Annotated in this window: 20 protein-coding genes; 6 read left to right on the plus strand and 14 right to left on the minus strand. The window is 70.5% G+C overall.

Going from position 1 to position 22,913, the window contains the following annotated elements; genetic code table 11:
* Positions 1-23 precede the first annotated feature (23 nt).
* Entirely contained in the window at positions 24-1,571 is a 1,548-nt protein-coding gene (locus tag KIP79_RS12265) for a Re/Si-specific NAD(P)(+) transhydrogenase subunit alpha (RefSeq protein WP_214104865.1), read from the minus strand.
* A gap of 402 nt (positions 1,572-1,973) precedes the next feature.
* Here KIP79_RS12265 and KIP79_RS12270 point away from each other — a divergent pair, with 402 nt between their 5' ends.
* On the plus strand, positions 1,974-3,335 hold the full coding sequence (locus tag KIP79_RS12270; protein ID WP_214104866.1) for an SPFH domain-containing protein: 1,362 nt from the start codon (positions 1,974-1,976) through the stop codon (positions 3,333-3,335).
* A 32-nt stretch (positions 3,336-3,367) separates the two neighbouring features.
* On the opposite strand, the gene KIP79_RS12275 is transcribed toward KIP79_RS12270, so the two are convergent.
* Positions 3,368-3,817, minus strand: a complete 450-nt coding sequence (locus tag KIP79_RS12275) for a GNAT family N-acetyltransferase (RefSeq protein WP_214104867.1) — start codon at positions 3,815-3,817, stop codon at positions 3,368-3,370.
* A 152-nt stretch (positions 3,818-3,969) separates the two neighbouring features.
* Here KIP79_RS12275 and KIP79_RS12280 point away from each other — a divergent pair, with 152 nt between their 5' ends.
* A complete protein-coding gene (locus KIP79_RS12280) occupies positions 3,970-4,290 on the plus strand; it encodes a DUF8820 family protein (RefSeq protein WP_214104868.1) in 321 nt (106 codons plus the stop codon).
* A 52-nt stretch (positions 4,291-4,342) separates the two neighbouring features.
* Positions 4,343-5,527 carry a DUF6745 domain-containing protein gene (locus KIP79_RS12285; RefSeq protein ID WP_214104869.1) on the plus strand — a complete coding sequence of 395 codons (1,185 nt, stop codon included), beginning with the start codon at positions 4,343-4,345 and terminating at the stop codon, positions 5,525-5,527.
* 14 nt (positions 5,528-5,541) lie between these two features.
* Here the strand turns inward: KIP79_RS12285 and KIP79_RS12290 are convergent, their stop codons facing one another.
* From KIP79_RS12290 to KIP79_RS12315, 6 genes are all read right to left on the minus strand, one after another.
* Positions 5,542-6,549 carry an STM4011 family radical SAM protein gene (locus KIP79_RS12290; protein WP_214104870.1) on the minus strand — a complete coding sequence of 336 codons (1,008 nt, stop codon included), beginning with the start codon at positions 6,547-6,549 and terminating at the stop codon, positions 5,542-5,544.
* Positions 6,536-7,822 carry an STM4012 family radical SAM protein gene (locus KIP79_RS12295; RefSeq protein WP_308169687.1) on the minus strand — a complete coding sequence of 429 codons (1,287 nt, stop codon included), beginning with the start codon at positions 7,820-7,822 and terminating at the stop codon, positions 6,536-6,538. Before KIP79_RS12295 ends, KIP79_RS12290 begins: the two co-directional genes overlap by 14 nt.
* Complete coding sequence (locus KIP79_RS12300; RefSeq protein WP_214104905.1) at positions 7,819-8,616, minus strand: STM4013/SEN3800 family hydrolase; 798 nt, start codon at positions 8,614-8,616, stop codon at positions 7,819-7,821. The genes KIP79_RS12295 and KIP79_RS12300 overlap by 4 nt, the downstream gene beginning before the upstream one ends.
* 5 nt (positions 8,617-8,621) lie before the next feature.
* The gene (locus tag KIP79_RS12305; RefSeq protein WP_214104906.1) at positions 8,622-9,731 is read right to left on the minus strand and encodes an STM4014 family protein; all 1,110 of its coding nucleotides are present in this window, start codon (positions 9,729-9,731) and stop codon (positions 8,622-8,624) included.
* Positions 9,732-9,733: 2 nt separating this feature from the next.
* Entirely contained in the window at positions 9,734-10,654 is a 921-nt protein-coding gene (locus KIP79_RS12310) for an STM4015 family protein (RefSeq protein WP_214104871.1), read from the minus strand.
* A gap of 103 nt (positions 10,655-10,757) precedes the next feature.
* On the minus strand, positions 10,758-11,729 hold the full coding sequence (locus KIP79_RS12315; protein ID WP_214104872.1) for a helix-turn-helix transcriptional regulator: 972 nt from the start codon (positions 11,727-11,729) through the stop codon (positions 10,758-10,760).
* Positions 11,730-11,851: 122 nt separating this feature from the next.
* Between KIP79_RS12315 and KIP79_RS12320 the strand changes: the two genes are divergently transcribed.
* Positions 11,852-12,289, plus strand: a complete 438-nt coding sequence (locus tag KIP79_RS12320) for a VOC family protein (protein WP_214104873.1) — start codon at positions 11,852-11,854, stop codon at positions 12,287-12,289.
* A 67-nt stretch (positions 12,290-12,356) separates the two neighbouring features.
* Entirely contained in the window at positions 12,357-13,262 is a 906-nt protein-coding gene (locus KIP79_RS12325; RefSeq protein ID WP_214104874.1) for a DNA-3-methyladenine glycosylase family protein, read from the plus strand.
* Positions 13,263-13,265: 3 nt separating this feature from the next.
* Here the strand turns inward: KIP79_RS12325 and KIP79_RS12330 are convergent, their stop codons facing one another.
* From KIP79_RS12330 to KIP79_RS12340, 3 genes are all read right to left on the minus strand, one after another.
* Positions 13,266-13,898: a DUF47 domain-containing protein gene (locus KIP79_RS12330; protein ID WP_214104875.1), complete on the minus strand. Its 633-nt coding sequence runs from the start codon at positions 13,896-13,898 to the stop codon at positions 13,266-13,268.
* Entirely contained in the window at positions 13,895-14,830 is a 936-nt protein-coding gene (locus tag KIP79_RS12335) for an inorganic phosphate transporter (RefSeq protein WP_214104876.1), read from the minus strand. Before KIP79_RS12335 ends, KIP79_RS12330 begins: the two co-directional genes overlap by 4 nt.
* A 182-nt stretch (positions 14,831-15,012) precedes the next feature.
* Positions 15,013-16,779: an ABC transporter ATP-binding protein gene (locus tag KIP79_RS12340; RefSeq protein WP_214104877.1), complete on the minus strand. Its 1,767-nt coding sequence runs from the start codon at positions 16,777-16,779 to the stop codon at positions 15,013-15,015.
* Positions 16,780-17,059: 280 nt separating this feature from the next.
* On the opposite strand from KIP79_RS12340, the gene ypfJ reads away from it, so the two are divergent.
* Complete coding sequence (gene ypfJ / locus KIP79_RS12345; protein WP_214104878.1) at positions 17,060-17,938, plus strand: KPN_02809 family neutral zinc metallopeptidase; 879 nt, start codon at positions 17,060-17,062, stop codon at positions 17,936-17,938.
* 407 nt (positions 17,939-18,345) lie between these two features.
* On the opposite strand, the gene mgtA is transcribed toward ypfJ, so the two are convergent.
* From mgtA to KIP79_RS12360, 3 genes are all read right to left on the minus strand, one after another.
* Positions 18,346-20,853 (minus strand): magnesium-translocating P-type ATPase, encoded by a 2,508-nt coding sequence (gene mgtA, locus KIP79_RS12350; protein ID WP_214104879.1) that lies wholly within the window; start codon positions 20,851-20,853, stop codon positions 18,346-18,348.
* Entirely contained in the window at positions 20,837-21,187 is a 351-nt protein-coding gene (locus KIP79_RS12355; RefSeq protein ID WP_250213072.1) for an ArsR/SmtB family transcription factor, read from the minus strand. The genes mgtA and KIP79_RS12355 overlap by 17 nt, the downstream gene beginning before the upstream one ends.
* Positions 21,188-21,396: 209 nt before the next feature.
* Positions 21,397-22,707: a citrate synthase gene (locus KIP79_RS12360; protein WP_214104880.1), complete on the minus strand. Its 1,311-nt coding sequence runs from the start codon at positions 22,705-22,707 to the stop codon at positions 21,397-21,399.
* Between the last annotated feature and the right edge of the window lie 206 nt (positions 22,708-22,913).

Here is a 22,913-nt window from a genome sequence, read left to right on the forward strand (position 1 = left end):
GCTCCCCATGACTAACGCGCGGCCTACGAACGAGAGAACATGGCGAGCATGCGGCGGGTCACCGCGAAGCCACCGAAGACGTTGATACTGGCCAGCAGGATCGCCACGCACGCCAGCACGGTGATCACCCCGCCGCCGGCCTGCCCGGTGTGGCCGATCTGCAGCAGGGCGCCGATCACGATGATTCCGGAGATCGCGTTGGTCACCGACATCAGCGGGGTGTGCAGCGCGTGGTGCACGTGGCCGATGACGTAGTAACCGATCACGATCGCCAGCGCGAACACGGTCAGATGCACCTGCAGCGCGGCCGGTGAGACCGCGATCAGGGCGAACAACGCGGCCGCGGTGACGCCGACGATGCCCAGCCGGCGGCCGGCCGATATCGGCCGCTTGGCGTGCGGCTCCACCGCCCCGCCCGCGGCGGTCGGGACCGCGGGTGCGGCGGACACCTGGACCGGCGGTGGCGGCCAGGTCAGCTCGCCTTCCTTGACCACGGTCATGGAGCGGACGACCACGTCGTCGAAGTCGACCACCAGGCGGCCGTCCTTCTCCGGGGTCATCAGCTTCATCAGGTTCACCAGGTTTGTGCCGTACAGCTGCGAGGCCTGCGCGGGCAGGCGCCCGGCCAGGTCGGTGTAGCCGATGATGGTGACGCCGTTGGCCGTGACGATCTTCTCGCCGGGGACCGTGCCCTCGACGTTCCCGCCGTTGGCGGCCGCCAGGTCCACGATCACGCTGCCCGGGGTCATGGACGCGACCATGTCCGCGGTGATGATCCGCGGGGCCGGGCGTCCCGGGATCAGCGCGGTGGTGACGATGATGTCGACGTCCTTGCACTGCTCGGCGTACAGGGCCGCCTCACGGGCCTTGTAGTCCTCGTCCATCTCCTTGGCGTAGCCGGTCGCCGACACCTCGACTTCCGCCGAATCGATGGGGATGTACTCACCGCCCATCGATTTCACCTGTTCTGCCACCTCGGGCCGGGGGTCGGTCGCCCGTACGATCGCACCCAGCGAACCGGCGGCGCCGATCGCGGCCAGCCCCGCGACCCCGGCCCCGACGACCAGCACCTTGGCCGGCGGGACCTTGCCAGCGGCGGTGACCTGACCGGTGAAGAACCGGCCGAACTCGTGCGCCGCCTCGACCACCGCGCGATAGCCGGCGATATTGGCCATCGAGGACAGCACATCCAGCGACTGCGCCCGCGAGATCCGCGGTACGGCGTCCATCGCCAGCGCGGTGATCGGCCGCCGGGACAGGTCCTCGACCAGCGCCGGGTCGAGCCTCGGGGCGAGCAGGCTGACCAGCGTCGCGCCGTTGCCCAGCCCGTCCAGCTGCCCGGCGGAGGGCGCGTTGACCCCGAAGACGATGTCCGCCCCCAGTGCCTCAGCGGCATTGCCGATCGTGGCACCCGCCTCGGCGTACATCTCGTCGGCGAAGCTCGACGCCTCGCCCGCGCCCGACTCGACGACCACGCCGTACCCGAGCCTGAGCAGCTGGGCGACGGTCGCGGGGGTCGCCGCGACACGTGTCTCGCCGGGGCGCGACTCCCTGATGACTCCAATGATCACTGCAACTCCTACTTAGACGGAAAACGGGCACGTCACAGCCCCGGGCGACCGGTATCGGCGCTGGTACGTCGGCGGCCCGGTGTGGCGACAGCGTGGCCACCAGGCGGGAAAGCCTGGGCCGCTTTCGCGGCCGGGTTCTCCCTTGGCGACCTTGTCGCGCAGGATGGCAGGAGGATCGAATCAACTACCTACTTCACGGGCCAAGTGTTCCGCGATCGCCAATTGAACATCAAACCCCACCATATCGGTCGTCTTCGGCGGCCCGTCGGTTGCATATAGCCAAACGTCACAGCCGTGTTCGGCGATGATCGCCACCGGGGCCGCTGTCGCTTTCAGATCGGTTGCGGTGACTCGCGGCTTAGGCGAGACTCGTCGGCGATCGCCAGGAGGGTGGAGGGGACGATGAGCACCACCGGTAAGGGCAATTCCTATCTGGAACAGGTGGTCGCGCAGCAGGCGGTGCTCGAGGACGACCTCAAGGCGCCCAGGAGGGCAAGCCCGCTGGCCAAGCGTGACCGGGCACTTGGCGGGGCGGTGCCGGAGAAGCTGACGCCTGGGCCGGTGGAGGTGCGGATCACCGGCTTCTGGCGCTGGAAGAACCTGCTCGTCCCGCCCAACGCGTTCGTGGTGCACACCCGGCGGGGTCAGGCGAAGCCGATGCACATCGGGCTGGGGGTGTCGTTCCGGTTCAACCCCGCCACCGATTCCTTCCTGGTGGTGCCGGGGGCGACCCAGACCATCCTGATCAACGCGTACTGCATCTGCCGGGAACTGCAGGGCGTACTGGTGCAGGGCTATGTGCAGTGGATCATCCAGGACTTCGGGAGCGCCTACCGCAAGCTGGACTTCGGTGACCCGGAGGACCCGATGCGGCTGGTCAATCTCCAGCTGCGGGAGCAGGCGGAGGCGGCGATCAAGGACAAGGTCGCGACCATGGGCGTCCGCGACGTGCTCAGCGACAAGCAGCCCATCATCGAGGAGCTGACCGCCCGGCTGCGCGCGGTGGCCGAGGGCGAGGACAACAGCGACCAAGGGCTCGGCCTGCGCATCGTCACCGTCCAGATCAAGGAGGCCGTGGTCAGCTCGTCGCGGCTCTGGGAGAACCTGCAGAAGCCGTACCGGGCCGAACAGGGTCAGCTCGCGCGGCTGGCCGAGCTGCAGGCCGAGGAGGCGATCGCCCAGCGGGAGATGTCGGCCGGCCGGCTCAAGGAAACCCAGCGCCTGGGGCACGAGCGGGAGCTCGCCGAGCTGCGCGCCCGCAACGAGGCGTCGCGGTTCGACACCGAGACGGCCGAACGGCTGCGGCGCGCCCAGCTGGAGCACGACCAGGCCAGGGTGGTCGCGGAGCTGGAGACCGAGACCACCCGGCACGCGCTGCGGATGGAGCGGGAACGGCACGCCGAGGAAGCCGAGACCGGCAGGCTCCGGATCGAGCGGGAGCAGGAGCTCAAGCGCCTGGAGCTCGAGGGCGAGCTGGAGGCGGCCCGTACCAGGGCGCAGTCCGACCACCAGCGGGCGCTGCTGGACGTGGAGCGCGCGCGGATGCGGGCCGACATCGAGAACCAGCAGACGCCGGCCAGCCTGCAGGCCAGGCTGATCAGCTCGCTGCCCGAGATCATGGCGAGGCTGCCCAAGCCGGAGGAATTACGCATGGTGTCGATCAACGGCAGCGACCGGACCGCCGTGTCGGGCCTGCTGGCCGAGATCGCCACCGTGATCGGCGCGCTGCGCGCCGCGGTCGACACCGACCGTCCGGGTTCCTGATCACATCATTGGCCTTCGACCCCACGGTTCACTCAGTTGAGCTTGAGCTTGAATCCCTCATGTGACGCGGCGAACCCGAGCGCGACATAGAACCGGTGGGCGTCCACCCGCTGCTTGTCGCTGGTGAGCTGGACCAGCGCGCAACCTCGGGCTCGCCCGCGCTCGATCGCCCAATCGATCATCGTCCGTCCGAGCCCCTTGCCACGGTGGGCCTCCGCGACCCGGACCGCCTCCACCTGAAGCCGCCATGCGCCGTTCCTCGACAGGCCCGGCAGGTAGGTGAGCTGCATCGTCCCGACGATGACACCGCCGAGCTCGGCCACCACCAGCTCGTTGTTGGGGTCCTCCGTGATCGCGTCGAAGGCGGCCCAGTGATCGTCTGTGGTCCCGTCGACAACCCCCCGTGACCGGGACACCGCGTCGTCGTTGAGCAAAGCCACGATCGTGGGTACGTCGTCTCGTTCCGCCAGACGGATGACCATCCCCGTGTATCCCCCTCATGCGCCCCGTCACGAACGTCCGCCATCTTGCCAGGCCCGGCCCGCTGGATCGTCATCGCGCGTGGTCACGGCGCTGCGGGGCAGAACTGTCGGTGCCGTCCTCTAGCTTCACTGGCAACGACGAGGAGGTTCCAGTGTTCCGCCAGGGAGACATTCTGATCATGCCGGTCGCCGAGGAATCGGTGCCCAAGCAGCGGCCGGCCGCGCCCCGGGACGGGCGCGACCGGCTGGTTCTGGCGCTCGGTGAGGCGACGGGTCACGCGCATGCCATTCCGGGCCCTGGCACGTTGCTGCTGGACCGGGATTCCGCGTTTCCCGAATTCCTTCACCTGCCGGAGGGCGGGCGGCTGGTGCATGAGGAGCATGCCACCATTCCCCTCCCGAAGGGATGGTTCCGGATCGTGCGGCAGGCCGAATACGTGCCCGGTGAGTACCGCCGATTCGTCGCCGACTAAGGAACGCGCCTGGTCCCCGCCCACCACCAACCCCCCGACAGCCAGGAAGCCCATGAACCCCCTTGCCCTCCCGCCCGAACTGGCCGCGCAGCTCGCCGACGCCGTCACCAGGTGGGAGCTCACCGCCTACACCACCGGGCCGGCGAACCGGCCCGCCGCCGAGGAAGGTGTCCGTGCCGCATACCGCGGCGCCGGGCTGCCGGAACCGGAGCAGATCATCTGGCTCCCCTCGCCCGCGCAGGCCGCGGTGGCCGCTACGGTCCTCGCCGGTGACACGGAAACCCGGACCGCCGCCGGGGAGTCGCAGGCCTTCCCTGAGGCGCTTCTCGGGCTGGACGCCGGGTCGCCCGTCCGCGACCTCGTCAGGACCGCGCCGTGGGAACGTGTCCGCGCCCAGACCACCTCTCTGCTCACGCCCGCCGGCTGGGCGGCGGCCTGGGAGTTCGTCAACGCGACCTGCTGGCCGAGGGTCAACCGGCTCGCCGGGGAGATCCGGCGCGGAATCGGCCGCCTGGTGGCCGCGCCGACGGGAACCACGGCGACCAGTCCGGTTGCCCGTCGTCGCCGGCCGCGCTCGGACAGCAGCGTCGAGATGCTGCTCCGCCGGGTGACCCTCGACGCGGTCCTCGGCCAGCACGACGCGCCCTGGCTGGCGTTCTTCGAGGCCTTCGGAGAGACGTTCAAGATCGATCTGGCCCCGCTCGACGGCCTGATGCGCGTGGCGCGGGAGGCCGGCTGGTGGTGGCCCTTCGAGCGTGTGGTCCTGATCTGCGAACGCCCGGCCGAGCTGCACCTCGACGACCTGGGCCGCCTGCACCGCGCCGTGGGCCCCGCGCTCGCCTTCCCGGACGGCTTCGCCCTGCACGCCTGGCACGGTATGCCCGTCCCGGCGGAGTTCGGCGCCGCGATGGCCGATCTGTCCGTGGCTCGCATCAGGGAGGAGCCCAACGCCGAGCTGCGCCGGGTGATGCTGGAGCACTTCGGGTTCGACCGCTACCTGCTGGAGTCCGGGGCCGAAGCCATGCACCGGGACGAGACCGGGGTGCTCTGGAAGGCCGAAGTCGCCGACGACGAGCCTCTCGTCATGGTCGAGGTGGTCAACTCGACGCCGGAGCCCGACGGTACAAGCCGGACCTCCTTCCTGCGGGTGCCGCCGTGGACCACCACGGCGCGCCAGGGCGTGGCGTGGACCTTCGGCCTGTCGGCCGAGGAGTACGAGCCGCTGCGGCAGACCTGATCAAGGCGGCCAGATCAAGGCGGCCAGGCGGCTGGCAGGCGTTCGAGCACGCCTCCCGCGAACGTGCGGTAGAGGTCGAGCGGTTCGAGATGCACGTACCCGATGTGGCAGTCGCACACCGGAAGGGGGCACGGCCGGGGCCGGAGGGCGCGCAGGGCCGACCCGTCGTAGAGGTTGCCGAGGGGCGGGGTGACGAAGTGACACCGCCGCACCGTGCCGTCCCCGTCCACCGACACCACGCTCTCGCCGGTACGGCACGGCAGCCCCTGGCTGCGGTGCGGCTCCCTGCTGTAGCCGAACAACGGGTCGATCGCCGTCCAGACGGCCGCCTCCTGATCGGAGTAGACATGCCCTTCAGCGGCGTTGACCCACAGATACACCTCGGCAGGCAGCTCCGCCCGGAGCCGCCTGGCCGGTTCGACCTGGTCAGGCAGGCCGACCACGCCCACGCTGAACCGCACCCCACGGGTGAGCAACTCCCGGCACCTGGCCAGGAAGCGTTCGTGCGCCACCTGGCTGGGGTGGTAGGTGACCCAGAGGGCGAGTGTGTCGAGGTCGGCCTCGGCGAGCCAGCCCAGCCGACCGCTCAGGTTGGTCTGGATGGCCACTCTGCGCACGTGGTCCAGCTGGCTCAGCTCCACCATGGCCGAGCGGTACCACGACCTGACGAGCCCTTCGCCCCACGGCGTGAACAGCACCGAGATCGGGAAGTCCTGCGCCGCGACCCAGGCGGTGAAGCGCCCGAGCGCCGCCCGGTCGGCGCGCAACCGCTCGGGGCTGTCGCGGCGCTTCGCGAAGGGGCAGTACCCGCAGTCGTAGTCGCAGCTGGCCAATGGGCCCCGGTAGAGCAGGGTCAGCTCTCTGGGCTTGGGGACGTCGCCAACCGGGGGCGGCGGGTCCACGTGCCGGGGCGTGATGTCCCAGATCGACAGTGGCACCCGCCCGGCGGCAGGCCCCGGTTCGGCTGACAGGGCGGCGTCCGGAACACCACCCCGTCCCCCCGAGCCGTCAGCGGAGGTCATAGGAATCCATCAGATCGCGGACCCGGTCGGAGAAGAGGGCGGGCCCGATGGCGTCGGAATGGGCCAGACCTCGCGGCGTCAGCCGTACGCGGGCGGAGTCGTCCTCCACCCAGCCTCGCTCCGCGAACGCGTCGAGTGAGAAGTCCGCCAGCACATCGCTGCCGAAGCGCTCACGGTAGACGGCACGATCGAGCCCGTCCGCCTGCAGCAGGGACTGGATGAGGTGACGGCGGCGCCGTTCGGCGTCGTCGAGCGCGAAACCGATGTTGGCGAAGGCGAACTCGGCGCGCGGCAGCCCGACGAACTCGTCGATGATCGCGCGGACGTGTCGCACGCCCACGGCGTACTCGAAGGAGTAGTGCAGGCGCGAGGTGTACGAACGGGCCCCGCAGCCGAGACCGACCATGCCGTCACGCTGGCAGGAGTACTCGGTGCCGGAGTCCGTGCCCGGTAGCCGGAACATCCGCATGGAGACCTGTTCGTAGCCGGCGGCCAGCAGGTGATCCCGGCCCTGGCCGTAGAGGCTGAGCCGCTGGTCGTCCCAGTCGCGGCCGTGCAGTCCCAGCCCGGTGAGCGGCCGGACGTACAGCGGGTAGAGGTAGATCTCCTCCGGACGCCAGGCGAGGGCGGCGTCGAGGGAGTGCCGCCAGGTCGTCGCTGTCTGACCGTCGATGCCATAGATCAGATCGATGTTGAGCGTGGGGATCGCGGCCGCGCGGATGGCGGCCAGCGCGGTCTCGACGTCGGCGCGACGCTGCGGACGCAGGGCGGCCCTGGCCTCGGTGTCGACGAAACTCTGCACCCCGATCGAGACCCGCCTGGTGCCGCGGTCGGCGAGTACGGCCAGGCGATCCGGCGTGGCGGTGGCCGGGGAGGTCTCGATCCCCAGCGGGGTGGCCGAGAAGTCGACCCCCAGGGTCCGCTCGGCCAGGTCGAGCAGCCGGGCCAGCTCCGCCGCCTCCAGGTAGGTGGGCGTGCCGCCGCCGATGGCCGCGGCGGCGAACCGCGTCGCGGATGGCAGCGCCTGCCGCACGACGTCCGCCTGGCGCTGGAGCGCGTCGAGATAGGCGGCCACCAGCTCGGCAGGGGCGCCGGTCCTGGTGAACAGGTTGCAGAAGCCGCACCGCATCTCGCAGAAGGGCACGTGCAGGTAGAGGAACAGCGCGTCGGTACGCTCGTCCGCCCAGACCTCCCGCAGTGGCGGCCGGGGATCGAGCGGGCGGTAGGCCGTCTTGTGCGGATAGGCGTAGACGTAGCCTTCGTAAGGCCTCACGGCCACTCCCCCGGTTGCAGCACGAATTCGCCGTAGGGCACCGTCCAGACCACCTCGTGGCCGATCCGATGACCGACATATCCGCCTTCGCCGTAGGCGGTCCCGTGGTCGGAGCAGACGATGGCCAGGCAGGGCCGTCGCGCGGTCATCAGGGCGAAGAGGCGTCCGAGGTGGCGGTCGACGTACTCCAGGGCGGCGGCGTGCGTCTCGCGCGAGTCGCCGGACGCGCCGGGCAGGTAGAAGTGGTTCGGCTGGTGCAGCGCCGACACGTTGACGAGCAGGAACACCGGCTCCGCGCGGTCACGCACCGCCCGCTCGGCACACGCCAGCTGCGCTTCGAAGGAGGTCGGCGAGGTGACGCCGAACGACGGCCGCCAGTGTGACTCGGCGAACAACGACGGCAGCGCCGTACCGAGCGGGGTCAGCTTGTTGAAGAAGCCGACGCCGCCGACGCACACCGTGTGGTAGCCCGCGCCGGCCAGCCCGCCCGGCAGGTCGGCGGCGTGGAAGACCCAGGTGCCCGCGGCGGTTGTCTCGCTGCCGGGGAAGGCGGCGGCGAACAGCCTGGGGTGCGGGCCGGGGCCGACCGGGGTGGGCAGGAATCCGGCCAGGATGGCCGCGTGCGCGGCGTAGGTGAAGCTGCCCGGCGAGTGCCGCCGTTCCCACGCGCCGCCCGGCAGCACGCTCGCGAGCGTGGGGAGCCTGCCCTGGTCGAGCAGTTCGGCCGCGACGTCGTAACGCAGGGTGTCGAGCGTGACCAGCAGCAGGTCGTGGGCGCCGATGATCTCGCCCATGTCCCTCACGCCGCGCTCCGGGAGGCGAGGATGTGGGCCACCTGCGCGTGGTAGCTGTCCAGGCCGCCGGCTCCGCTCTCGGGCAGGCCGGGGAGCCGGGGCAGCAGGTCACCGAAGGCGTTCACCTCGGCCACGGCGAAACGGTCCCAGCCGATGCCCACCATCAGGTCGACTCCGACCATGCCGGAACCGGGAAAACACGCGGCGGCCCGCGCGCAGATCCGCATGGCCTGCTCCCATCGGGCCGCCCCGAGCCGGGCGCGGACCTGGTCGAGATCGCCGCGGGTGCCGCCCAGGTGCAGGTTGGTCATCGGCTTGCGACTGGCACGCACGACGGCATGCGTGGGCCGCCCGCCGATCACCACGACGCGCAGATCGAACACGTGCCCGTCCGACGACGCTTTGGGGAACCATCGCTCCACGTGCAGCCCGTCGGGCGCGAGCGCATCGACGATCGCGGCTATGTCGGCTTCGTCGGTGTAGGTGGGTACGCGAAGCGAGTTGTGGAGTTCGACGACTCCCGGCCGAGGGCGGATGAGGTCGACGGAACTGACCGCGTGGAGCTGCGAACCCCGGGTCTGGAGCGCCACGATCCCGGCGGCGGACGAACCGTGGGCCGACTTGACGAACACCCGGTTCCAGCCCGCTCGCGCCATGAGCTCGCGCAGGTGGGAGTAGCCGGTGACTTCCTCAGGCAGCGCGGAGGGCACGGGCACGCCCGCGGCCAGCAGGCGGGCGTGGCAGCGCCGCTTGTCGAACATCACGGCGATCTCCTCGACGTCGCCGAGCAGCCGCGCGCCGGGCGCCCGCGCCACCGCTCGGCGGACACGCTCAAGGCCCCGCACGAACGCGGCGTGCCAGGACGCGCCGCCGCCGACCCGGGTGGGCGAGCCGGGGCCGCGCAGCAACGCGTCGGCCTCGGCATCCTCCCCAGGTGAGTCGACTCGGACCAGGGCACGCTCGGGGATCCGGATCTCGGCCCCGGCCAGCACGTCGCGCCAGGCGACGACGGAAGGTTCTGCCAGGCCGTGCGCCCTTAGAGCCGATGCGAACATGGACACCCTCCGGTCTCCCGGCGTGCCGACGACCACGAACGCGGGTGTCGCCCCGAGCATGGTCACTCGGACACCTCGATGAAGCGCCAGGTGTCCTCGGCGTCCTGCCGGTCGGACAGGTCGACCTCGACGCCGGGGAGCGTGTCCAGGATCTTCGCGGCCATCTCCTCGCTGAGGAAGTGATGACGCAGGTTGAGGTGCTTGAGGTGGGTGAGCGGCTGGCCGGACAGCAGCGCCTCGGCGCCCTCGTCGGTCAGGGAGCCCATGGACAGGTCGAGCGACTCCAGCCGGGCCACGATGGGCGCGGTGGCGACGGCGGCGGCCACCTCGTCCTGCCGCGCGCTGTCCTGCAGGCCCAGGCGGGTCAGCGCGGGCAGGCCGCCGCCCGCGAGGATCGCCGCCCAGTCGCCCGGCCCGGAGTCGCCCTGGTATTCCTCCGTGCCGAGCCACAGCTCCAGGTCGCGGAGCGCGGGCAGCGTGGACGCGCCGATCGCGCGGACCACCGCGGCAGGCAACCCGCCGGACTCGAAACGGAGGGTCTCCAGCGAGGTGTGTTCGACGGGATGGAGTTCGAGCCCGTCACTACCGCGCACGTCGAGCCTCTTCAGCCGGGGATAGGCGGTCAGGAGGGGCGTCACGTCGGCCTGCCCGATCCAGGAGATCTCTGACTCCTCGCTGACATAGTCCCCCAGAAAGATCGCCTCCAGCGCGGGGAGCCGGGACGCGGCCTCGACAAGCAGCCGGACCGGCACATCGGCCCGTTGATTCTCGTGCGCCCACCCCCACGTGCCCACGACGAGCGCCCGCACGACATCGCAGTCAACCTCGTCGAACAACTGCCGAAAGCTGTCGTCGATGGGATCCGCGCCCTCGTAGGGATCCCCGAAGACCCGCCAGGCGACCTGCGAGGCGGACGCGGCGCCTGCTCCACCGATGTACTGAACGGGAAGACCGTGGAACTCGGTGAGATGCGCGTGGATCACAGGAACTCCTCAACGAAGACGGGGGAGTCAAGTTCTAGCAGCAGTCACCGACAAACCGCGGATCGTCGCCGCGGCAAAAAGCGCTGACCTGCGACATGTGGAGCTAGGACCGGAGGGCCGGTCCCCCGGCCATCGCCGCCAGGCGGCGGGCGAGCCGGGCGACGGCCTCGCGTAGTTCCGGAGGGTCCAGTACCTCCGCCTCGAAGCCCAGCCCGGCCACGCGTACGGCGAGCCAGTTCAGGTCGTCACCGCCGACGACGAGCACGCACCACCCGTCGCGGTCGTCCTCGACGCGCCCGATCTGGGGTGGCACCAGCTCCCGGACCCGGTCGGGCCGGGCGTGCACCCGTACCCGGGCGAGGTACCGGTACGGCGCCTCGGTCACGGAACGCTGCACGTAGGCGACCGGGTCCGGATGCTCTCTCACCCGGAAGCGCCAGGTCGTCGGCACCACCTCGCGCATCCGGTCCAGCCGGAAGGTGCGCCAGTCGTCGCGGTCGACGTCCCAGGCCATCAGGTACCAGCGGCGGCCGGTGGCGACCATCCGCACCGGCTCGACCGTGCGCTCGCGGTCCGCACCGCCGCGGGCGGCGTACCGGAACCGCACCCGTACGGCGTCGCGGCAGGCCCGCGCGAGCGTCACCAGCAGCTCCGCGTCGATCTCGACCCCGGGGCTGACGAGGGTCTCGGTGGCGCCGTACACCGCCCGCACCTCGCCGCGCAGCCGGGGCGGCATCACCTGGTCGAGCTTGGCGAGCGCGCGCAGCGCCGCCTCGCCCGCACCGGCGACCGTGCCTCCCGACGCCAGCCGCAGGGACACCGCCGTCGCGATCGCCTCCTCGTCGTCGAGGAGCAGCGGCGGCAGCCGGGTGCCCGCGCCGAGCTGGTAGCCGCCGCCGACGCCCGCCGTCGCGTGTACGGGGTAGCCGAGCGTGCGCAGCCGTTCCACGTCGCGGCGCACCGAGCGGTCGGTGACCCCCAGTTCGGCGGCGAGTTCGGCGGCGGTCCAGGATGCCCGGTGCTGCAGCAGCGCCAGCAACCGCAGTACCCGCTCGGTTGTCGCCTCGACGGTCACCCGCCCATCGTTTCACGAATCACGGAACGATCCTGTCCGCAATATCTGGCAGGCTGCAACCATGATCAAACACGTCCTCCTCCGCGACATCCACCAGCAGACCCGGCCGGAGGTGAGCTGAGATGGCCCGCGACGTACAGATCACCTTCGACTGCGCCGACCCGGCCGGGTTGGCGGCGTTCTGGGCCGAGGCCCTCGGCTACCGGCTGCAAGACCCGCCCGCGGGCTTCGCGTCGTGGGAGCAGGCCCTGGAGGCGATGGGCGTGCCGCCCGAGAGACGCAACGACGCCTCGGCGGTGGTCGATCCCGAGGGCTCGGGGCCGCGGCTGTTCTTCCAGCGCGTTCCGGAAGGCAAGCAGGTCAAGAACCGCGTGCACCTCGATGTGCGGGCCGCCCCGGGGCTCGCGGGCGACGCGCGGATGGCGGCTCTGGAGGCGGAGGCCGAGCGGCTCATCGCCCACGGCGCCACCCGGCTCCAGCGTCATGAGCCCGCTCCCCCGCTCGGCGCCGGGCACATCGTGATGGCCGATCCCGAGGGCAACGAGTTCTGTCTTGACTGATCAGCCGCACGACGAGGCTGGGCCCACACGTGCTCGTCAGCGCCGGGGGGGCTCCTACCATACGCGCATGACCTCCCACGGATTCACGCTCACCGCCAAGGGCCCGTTCGAATTCGGTGCCTCGCTCCGCTTCGTGGAGGACTGGCCCGCCACCAGTGCGCTGCCCTCCAACGGGCGGGCGCTGCGCTTCGCCTACTGCGCGGAGTCCGACTGGCTGCCGATCGGCGTGACCGTGACGGCCGCGCCGGGCGGAGTGGCGGTCGCGCCGACGCGGGCCGCGGGGCCGGGGATCCGGGGCGAGGTGGCTCGAATCCTCTCCCTCGACGTGGACGGCACGGGCTTCGCCGAACTCGGCGAAGCCGACCCCGTGCTCGGTGACCTGCAACGCCGCAGTCCCGGCCTGCGGCCGGTGTGCTTCTGGAGCCCGTGGGAGGCGGCGTGCTGGGCGGTGATCGTGCAGCGCTCGTCGATGCTAATCGCCTCCCGGATCAAGCAGCGCATCGCGGAGCGGTACGGCGCGCGGGTCACCGTGGACGGGCAGTCGTTCGCGGCGTTCCCGCCGCCGGTGACGCTGCTGGAGGCCGACGGTCTCGGCCTGCCCGCGCAGAAGGAGGAATGGCTGCGCGGACTGGCCCGCGCGGCACTGGATGGAGTGCTCACCACCGAGCACCTGCGCTCGGTCGGCCCGGAGGAGGCTCTGGCCGAACTACGGACACTGACCGGCGTGGGGCCGTTCTCCGCGGGCCTGATCCTGATCCGCGGAGCGGGGGCGCCGGACGCTTTTCCGGGCGACGAGCCGCGCCTGTTCGCCATCCTGCGCGAGGCGTACGGCCTCCCGGAGGACGCGCCACCGTCCGCGTACCGGAAACTGGCCGAGACGTGGCGGCCCTATCGGTCCTGGGCCTCCTTCCTGTTCCGGGCCTCGACCTACGGCGCCATGGACGATCAAGATCTCAAGGCACGCCGAGCCTGACCGTCACCGCTTCATCGCGCCGTCGGCGATGGCGTCGGCGGCGTCGCTGATCGCGGTGCCGACGATCTCCAGGCGGCGGACCAGCTCCCGCTCCCGCAGGGCCTCGGAGGTGATCTCCGAGGCCAGGATCCGGGCGATCTCGTACTGGTACATGCGCCGGATGGTCCCGCCGACCTTCTTGGCCTCCAGGGCGTCATGGCCGGTGGCGGAGGAGCTAGCGGCCAGGTCGAGCACGGACTTCTCCAGGGCGTCGATCCCGACGATGACCTGATCGAGCATGGGCGCGAACCGCTGGCGGCCGCGCACCCGGTACAGGTGGGACTCGCGGACGAAGTCGCGTAACGAGTCCAGGATGTCGTCGATCGAGCGGGACAGCCGGAAGAGGTCCTCGCGGTCGATCGGCGTGACCAGCGCGCCGGACAGTTCGGCGATCAGCCTGGCGCGGTAGGTGTCGCCGCGGTGCTCGATCGCGCGCATCGTCTCGTGTGCCTTGGTCCTGCCGATCTCACCGCCGATCATGGCCATCGCCAGCCACGCGCCCTCCTTGGTCGCCTCCAGCTGGCCGATCAACGCCTCCGCCAGCGCGCCGTCCATCCGCCCGCGCATCATGCCCGAGACCCGTCTGAGCCACCTCACGCGATCACCCCCTTGACCACCAGCGCCGACACCAGTCCCAGCAGTCCGCTGACCGGCAGGGTCAGCGTCCAGGCCAGGACGATCTTCGTGGTCGCCGCCCAGCGGACCCGCCGTACGCTCTCGGCCACGCCCGCCCCGACGAGGCCGCCCGCGATGGCCTGCGTCATGCTGACCGGCGTGCCGACCGCGGCGCAGCCGATCACCGAGAGGCTGCTGCCCATCTCGGCCGCCACCGCGTGGATCGGCCGCGCCGCCAGCAGTTCCCTGGCGAAGGTACGGCCCGCGCGGGGCAGCCCGTACACCGCGCCGATCCCGAACAGCACCGCGATCAGCAGGCAGAGCAGGGGCGGCGCCCCGGTCACGCCCAGCCCGATGACGAACACCGCCAGCATCTTCTGCCCGTCGTTGGCCGCGTAGGCCAGGCACTGCAGGGCGAACCCGCCCCAGTGCAGGCGCGGCAGGTGCACGGCGTCGGCCAGCCGGGCCACCAGCCGGCTCGCGACCACCGCCATCGCGCCGCCGACGAAGGGCGCCGCGACCCCGGCCGCGAGCACCAGCAGCACACCACCCGGCGAGACCGGCAGGCCCCAGCCGGTGGCGGCCCCGGTGATCCCGCCGACCACGGCCAGCGTCAGGCTGGTGGGCAGGCCGCGGCGGCTCAGCGTCCAGACCACGGTGAGGGCGGACACGACCGCGACGGCCATCGCCATCTGCCCGGCCGGGCCCGGCAGCGACGCGAGGCGGGTGGTGAAGGTGACAGCGACCTGGGAGCTCACCAGCGGTACGACCGCGACCGTGGCCATCAGCGCGAGCAGGCCCGCCACCGGGCGCACGCCGGGCACTTTCAGCCCGGTGCCGAGCAGGGCGCCGCCGTCGTTGACCCCTGAGACGAGCGCGAAGATGCCCGCGAGCACTGCCAGTCCGGCCTGCAACGGCTTTCAGCACCTCCAACGAAATATTCCTACTAGTTTACTAGGAATAGCGCCGCCTGTTCCTCGGGAACCCGCTCCCCAGCGCCAGATCGTTCACCCTCTGTTCACCTTTGAGGTTGCAGCGCCTGGTCAACCCTATGACAAACCTTGGCGGTTCGTTCACCTGTTGTTCACTCTGACCGTCAGGCCGGCTGGGCTCCGGACTGGAGTCCTGAGTAGACGCCGCGCCGGGCGGTCAGTTCCTCGTGTGTGCCCACCTCGGCGATCCGGCCGTCGCGCAGGACGACGATGCGGTCCGCGCCGCGGATGGTGGACAGGCGGTGCGCCACGACGAACACGGTACGGCCGGCCACCAACCGGTTCATGGCCTGCTGGATGAGCGCCTCCGAGGCCGTGTCCAGGGCCGAGGTGGCCTCGTCCAGGACGAGCACCCGGGGATCGCGGACGAGCGCGCGGGCGATCGCCAGGCGCTGCTTCTGCCCGCCCGACAGCCGGGTGCCGCGCTCCCCCACGATCGTGTCGAGACCGTGCGGCAGCCGGTCGATGAACTCCAGCGCGTTGGCGTCCCGCAGCGCGGCACGCAGGGTCTCCTCCGGCACGTCGGGCATGCCGTAGGTGACGTTGTCGCGGATGCTGCCCTCGAAGAGGATCGACTCCTGCGGCACCACCGAGAGGAACCGCCGGTAGGTGCGCAGGTCGAGGTCCTCCATGTCGCGCCCGTCCAGCAGGATGCGCCCGGAGGTGGGGCGCAGGAAGCCGATGACGAGGTTGAGCACGGTGGACTTGCCCGCGCCCGAGGCGCCGACCAGGGCGATGGTCTCCCCGGCGGGAACCCGGAGGCTGAAGCCCTCCACGGCGACCCGCCCCGACTCGTAGGCGAAGCCGACCTCCTCGAACTCGACTTCGCCCCGTACGGTCTCCACCTCGGCCTTGCCGTCGTTGCTCTCCAGGTCGGGGGCCTGGAGCACCTCCCCGATCGAACGCACCGACTCGAGCCCCTTGGTGATGACCGGCGTCAGGCTCAGCAGCGTGGTGACGGAGGTGGTGAGCGTGGTGAAGAACGTGCTGAGCATGACCACGTCGCCCGCAGTGAGCGGCAGCACCTGGTAATAGGAGATCAACGCGGAACCGGCCAGGAAGCCGGCGGCCAGGACGTTGAGCGTGATCCAGGCCATCGCGCCGAACCGGCCGTTGAGCAGGTCGAGCCGCAGGCCGGTACGGAGCACGCGGGTCAGCGTGCCGTCCATCCGGTGCAGCGCGTCCTGCTCAAGACCGTGCGCCCGGGTGATCGGGATCAGGTGCGTCATCTCGGTCACCCGGGCGGACAGCCGTTCCACCTCCTGGCGGAAGCTCTCGTTGTCGGCACGGAGGCGGTTGCGCATCCGCATCACCAGGATCGCGGCCGCCGGGACGACCAGCAGGAACACCGGCAGCATGACCGGCACGCGTACGGCGATGACCACGAGCCCGCCCAGGAGCATGGTCACGGCCGCCAGCCCGCTGTCGGCGGTCTGCTGGACCATCTGCTCCACGCCCTCGACGTCGCGGATGACCTTGGTCTGCAGCACGCCCGCGCTGACCCGCGAGTGGTAGCCGATCGACAGGTGCTGCATGCGGCGGCATAACGCCGACCGCAGCGCCATCCCCACCTGGCGGATGGCCCCGTGCAGGCACCGGACGTACAGCAGGTGGCCGGGGAGGTTCAGGAGCAGCAGGACCAGCAGCAGGCCCACGTTGAGCAGCAGGCCGCCGACGGGCCGGTGCTGCACCAGCGCGTCGATGACGTTGGCGGTGACCAGCGGGAGCAGCCAGGTCGGGCTGTGCTTGACGATGAAGGCCGCCACAGCCAGCACGAGCCGGGCCCGGTGCTCCCGGAAGAGGTAGGCGAGCGTGCGGAGCGGATGCTCGCCCCGGTATCGATGGTCGAGCGTATTGTGCGGCAGCACCATGTCCCGGCCGCTTTCAGGACGCCGCGACGGCGCCGGTCACGCGCCCGCGCTGTCGATCCAACCGACAAGGTCTTCTCATGGGCTTTCCCTTCGGCCACTCCTGATCATGCCACGGGACCTGCTGACGGAGACCAGCCGGGACCGGCGCCGAGCACGGCCGGCGCCGCCCGCCGGCCTGCCCGGTTCGCGGTGGCACAGATGCTGACCGGTCTCGGAGTTCTCGGCGGGGCGGTTTGGGTAATGAAGCCCGTGGCCGATCCCAGGAAAGAGGGCAACTTCGATGGACTTCCGCGATGACGTGGATCTTGACGCGTCCCAGGTTGAGGAGCGCGGCGGTGGGGGGTTCTCGGGTGGCGGGCTCGCCATCGGTGGGGGTGTCGTAGGGGTCATCACGCTGGTTGTCGCCCTGGTTCTGGGGGTTCGCCCGGAGAGTCTGCTGCCTGGTGGAGGTTCCCCGCCGCAGGGTGCGCCTGCGACGTCGAATCTGGCTGATCAGTGCAAGAAGGGCAGTGACGCGGATCAGTCGGAGAAGTGCCGTGTCGTGGGGGTGGTCAACAGCGTTCAGCGGTACTGGCGGGACGCTTTCACCCAGCGTGGCAAGCAGTCGTACCGCAGTTCGCGGACCGTCCTGTTCACCACGGGCGTGAGCACCGGGTGCGGCCAGGCCAGTTCGGCCGTGGGGCCGTTCTACTGTCCGGCCGACAGCCGGGTCTATCTTGATCTGGGCTTCTTCGAGGATTTGGAGCGTCGGTTCGGCGCCAAGGGCGGGCCGTTCGCCCAGGCGTACGTGATCGCTCACGAGTATGGGCACCACGTGCAGAACCTGCTCGGCACCACCAGGCGGGTCGGCGACAACAGCCAGGGGGCCGACAGCGCCTCCGTGCGGCTTGAGCTGCAGGCCGACTGCTACGCCGGTGTGTGGGCGAAGAACGCCGTCGACACCGGGTTCTACGAGGGGCCGTTCACGTCGTCGGACATTCGGGAGGCGCTGGACGCCGCGGCGGCGGTGGGCGACGACAGGATCCAGGAACGCGCCCAGGGCCGGGTGAATCCCGAGGGGTGGACACACGGGAGTTCCCGGCAGCGGGTGAAGTGGTTCACCACGGGATACGAGACGGGCGCTCCCGCAAAGTGCGACACATTCTCGGCCAATATCTGACGGCGCATTTATCCACTCAACAGCGGAAAAATCATTCCGGCGTAACAATCGTAGAGAGCGAGCACACCTACCAGCGCCCATAACGCGAGGGCGACCATTCGCTGTTGCTCCCCTGCCCGCATGTCCTCACCCCGGCTCGATGGCATAATGCTTGCTACTTTGCGCAACTATACAACCGGGGTGCCGAGGGCGGACATGGCCAGACCTACCAGGGAACGGCGGCGTAGACAGCGCCGGGTTCCCCGACCAGCGCGGCCGGACGCGACCGGGCCCGCCCCTCTTCCACGGCCACCCCCACGCCCGTGTCCGGCGCCGGCATCCGCCTGGCGGTCTACAACGGCACCACCGTCAACGGCCTGGGCGCCCGCGCCACCGCCAAACCGTTCCCACGCCGGCTCCCACGATCTTCAAGGACCGGGCGCGCTCGGCCGATGACGATCCCTGCTCCAACCTGTCCTACGGCTGACGGCCAGCAGCGCCCCGCCGTACGCCACGGCCACCAGGGACAGCCACAGATAGCTCTGGACGGGCGGTGCGACCAGCCCGAACATGTCCGCCAGCGGTGAGAGCGGTAGCAGCAGGCCGACCGTGGCGAGTGCGCCCGTGGCCACTCCGAGCGGGCGGGACACCCGGGTGGTCGGGCGCAGGAGGAGCATGATGACGGCCTGGGTGAGCATGTTCTCGATGAACCAGCCGGTGTGGAAGGCCGGCTCTCCCGGCACGCCGATGACCCGGGTCAGGACGGCGAAGGTGACCAGGTCCGCCACGGCGTTCAGGGCGCCGAAGCCCAGGATGAAGCGGAGCAGGCCACGCGGCCGGAGCCGGAAGGGCCGGCGCAGGATGGCCGGGTCGGCCCGGTCGAAGGCGAAGGCGAGTTGCGCGGCGTCGAAGCACAGGTTCTGCACCAGCACCTGGGCGGGCAGCATCGGCAGGAACGGCAGCGCCAGTCCGGCCGCGAGCATGGCGATCACGTTTCCGAAGTTGGACGACAACGCGATGCGCAGGTAGGTGGTGATGTTGCCGGTGCTGCGCCGCCCGACGACGACCGCCTGCTCGATCGCCGAGAGATCCTTGGCCGCCAGCACGATGTCGGCGGCCTCCCGGGTCACGTCCACCGCGGGGCGGGCGCAGATGCCGACGTCGGCGGCACGCATCGCCGGCAGGTCGTTGACGCCGTCGCCGAGGAAACCGACCGTGTGCCCGGCCGCGCGCAGTTCCGTGACCACGCGGGCCTTGTGCTCGGGGGTGCAGCGGGCGATCACCGTCGCCGCCCTGACCGCCTCGGGCGTCAGCTGGGCGGCGTCGGCCACCGCCCCCAGATCGAGCCGCAGTTCCCGGCAGACCCGGGCGGCGGTGGCCGGGTGGTCGCCGGTCAGCACCTTCAGCGTGATCCCGCGCCGGGCCAGCGCCGCCAGCGCTTCGGCCGCGTCCGGCGAGGGCTCGTCGACCAGCGTGACGAAACCGGCGAGTTCCAGGCCATGCTCCTCGCCCAGGCGGTGGGAGGCGAGGCGCTCGGCGGTGGCGACCGCGAGCACCCGGGCCCCGGCTCCGGCCAGGGCCGCGGCGACCTCACCCGCGCGCTGCCGCTGTGTCGCGGTCATCGCACACCGCTCCAGCACCGCTTCCACGGCCCCTTTGACCACCACGACGTGCCTGCCGCCCTCGAAGACCAGCGCGCAGGAGATCCTGCGCGCGGGGTCGAACGGCGTGGCGTCCAGCCCTTCCACGTCGCCCACGTCCGGTACCCCCGCGAGGAGCGCCTCGTCCAGCGGGTCGGGCGTCGGCGGGTCGGTCAGGTGGAGCGTCCAGAAGCTGTTGACGGCCGCCCAGCGCAGCGCCTCGGGGTCCGCCCGCCCATCCGGTCCGACGGAGCCGCTGAGCACGGGACGGTCCTGGGTGAGCGTGCCGGTCTTGTCCACGCACAGCACATCGATCGCACCCACGTCGTGCAGCGCCGACAGCCTTTTGACGATCACACCGAAGCGGGCCAGCAGCGCCGAGCCCCTGGCCAGCGTCATGGTGACCACGACCGGCAGCATCTCCGGCGTCAGGCCGACGGCCACCGCCACCGCGAACGGCAGCGCCTCCAGCCCCTTGCCGCGCAGCACCGCGTTGGCCACCAGCGCCACCGGCGGGATGACCAGCATGAGCCTGACCAGGATCCAGGAGATGCCGTTCACCGAACGGTCGAAGGCGGATAGCCTCCGTACCGGCGCGTGGTAGGCGCCCGCGAACAGGGTGCCGGCCCCCGTGGCCGTCACCACGGCCAGCGCGGTGCCGGAGGCCACGCTGCTGCCCTGCCAGCACAGATGGTCCTGGCCGTTGGGAAGATCACGCGCTCGTTTGGGCACCGGCGCCGACTCCCCCGTCAGCGGTGCCTGGTGCACGGTCAGACCGCTGGCCCGCAGCAGGCGCAGATCGGCCGGGACCAGGTCCCCGGGCCCCAGCTTGATCACGTCACCGGGCACCAGCTGGTCGACGGGGATCTCCCACTCCCGTGGCTCGGCGTCCTCCGAGGTGCGCCGCCGTACCGTCGCCGTGGTGGCGACCAGCGTGCGCAGTGCCCTGGTGGAGCGGTCGGCCCGGGACTCGCCGTTGGAGCGGAGCACGCAGCTGGCCACGACGAGAGCCACGATGACGCCCGCCGTACCCCACGAAGCGATCATGGTGGAGACCAGGCCCAGGGCGAGCAGCACCATCGTGAACGGGTCGCGCAGGCTGCGGGCCAGGCGACGCGGCCAGGACGCCGGTCTATCGAAGGGGATCGTGTTCTCGCCGTACTCCAGCAGGCGCGTCTCGGCCTGCGCCTCGGTCAGGCCGCGCGGCCCGCTGCGCAGCAGTCGCAGCGCCTGGAGCCGGCTCAGCGTGGCCTGATCGGCTGGGGCCGTGGGCGGCGCGTCAGGCGCCCAGACCATGCTCGCGTTCCCCGGAGACACCGTCCCGGTCGGACAGCCGCCCGACCAGGCCGCGGACGGTGGCCACGATGTCATCGTCGTCGATCAGGTAGATCACTCTGCGGCCCTCGCGCCTGGACCGGACGAGGCCGGCGAGCTTGAGCTTGGCCAGGTGCTGACTGACCGCGGGCAGCGCGCCGCCCACCCGCTCGGCCAGCCCGGTCACGTCGCACTCGCCCTGCGCCAGCGCCCAGACGATGTGCAACCGAGGAGGGGAGGAGAGCAACGCGAAGGCGGCCGCGGCCTCGGCCAGCACCTCAGCCGACGGGTCAACGATCTCTCTGCTCGCCACCATCACCCTTCCGCCGCACAAGTGGCCCAAGTCTAGGCGTGCTCACCGGTAACCATTGAAGATCCAGCGGCGGTTCGCCGAGGGCGTCAAACAGTTGCGCAAGTCGGATAGCGTCCGTCTCGCGCAGGTAGCTGGAGGAAGGCCGATGGGATGCGCGCTGAGCCCCATCGAGCCGGTTGATGGGGGCCCGGCTCGACGGGGCTCGGGAAGCCCTACTTCCAGCGCTGGTCGGCCGGGATGAAGTCCAGGGTGCGCGGCCCGGTGTAGATCTGTTTGGGCCGGGCGATCTTCTGCTCCTTGTCCTGGACCAGTTCGAGCCACTGGGCCAGCCAGCCGGGGGTGCGGCCGATGGCGAACAGCACGGTGAACATCTCCGGGGGCAGCTGGAACGCCTCGTAGATCAGACCGGAGTAGAAGTCCACGTTGGGGTAGAGCTTGCGGGAGACGAAGTACTCGTCCTCAAGGGCGATCTTCTCCAGCTCCTGGGCGATCTTGAGCAGCGGGTTGACCCCGGTGACCTCGAAGACGTCGTCGCAGGCCTTCTTGATGATCTTCGCGCGCGGGTCGTAGTTCTTGTAGACCCGGTGGCCGAAGCCCATCAGCCGCTCCTTGCCGTTCTTCACCCCCTCGATGAACGCGGGAATGTTGTCCAGGCTGCCGATCCGGCGGAGCATCCGCAGCACGGCCTCGTTGGCGCCGCCGTGCAGCGGGCCGTAGAGCGCGGCGATGCCGCCCGCGATCGCGGAGTAGGGGTCGACCTGGGAGGAGCCCACCGAGCGGACCGCGTTGGTGGAGCAGTTCTGCTCGTGGTCGGCGTGCAGGATGAACAGCACGTCCAGGGCGCGCACCAGCCGCTCGTCGGCCTCGAACCGCTTCTCGCTCATCTTGAAGAGCATGGACAGGAAGTTCGCGGTGTAGCCCAGGTCGTTGTCCGGGTACACGTACGGCTTGCCCTGCGCGTGCCGGAACGCCCACGCGCCCAGCGTCGGCATCTTCGCGATCATCCGCACGATCTGCATCTGCCGGTTGTCCGGGTCGGCGATGTTGCCCGACTCCGGGTAGAACGTCGAGAGCGCGCTGACCGAGGCCATCAGCATGCCCATCGGGTGCGCGTCGTACCGGAAACCGTGCATGAACTCCTTGACGTTCTCGTGCACGAACGTGTGGTACGTGATCTGGTGCACCCAGCTGTCGTACTGGTCCTTGCTGGGCAGCTCACCGTGGATCAACAGGTAGGCGACCTCCAGGAAGTTCGACTTCTCGGCCAGCTGCTCGATCGGGTAGCCCCGGTACTCCAGGATCCCCTTGTCACCGTCGATGAACGTGACCGCGCTCTTGCAGGACGCGGTGTTCACGAACCCCGGGTCGTACGTCGCGAGGCCCGGCCCGTCGTCGGAGGGCTTGATCTTCGCCAGGTCGGCTGCCTTGATGGTGTCTTCTGAGATCGGGATCTCGTACTCCCTGCCGGTCCGATTGTCACGGATCGTCAGGGTGTCCTTCGCAGCGGGCACTGGGGAGGTCATCGGACTCCTAGCTCCTGTTCTCCAGAAACGTTTGCCATCGCATCCACACTTCGGTCACCACGCTGTTTCGAGGACGTGCAGGAGGTCGTCGTCGTCGGTTACGGGTCGCGGACTGGCAAGAACAAACGTGTTGACTATACGACCGGTCATCTCACCGCCCTCGGCCGGGATGCCGATTCCGCCGCGATCTTCTCCGGCTCCCGGTG

Origin of the sequence: Acrocarpospora catenulata (genome assembly GCF_018476525.1) — a bacterium.
In the GTDB taxonomy this organism is placed as follows: domain Bacteria; phylum Actinomycetota; class Actinomycetes; order Streptosporangiales; family Streptosporangiaceae; genus Acrocarpospora; species Acrocarpospora catenulata.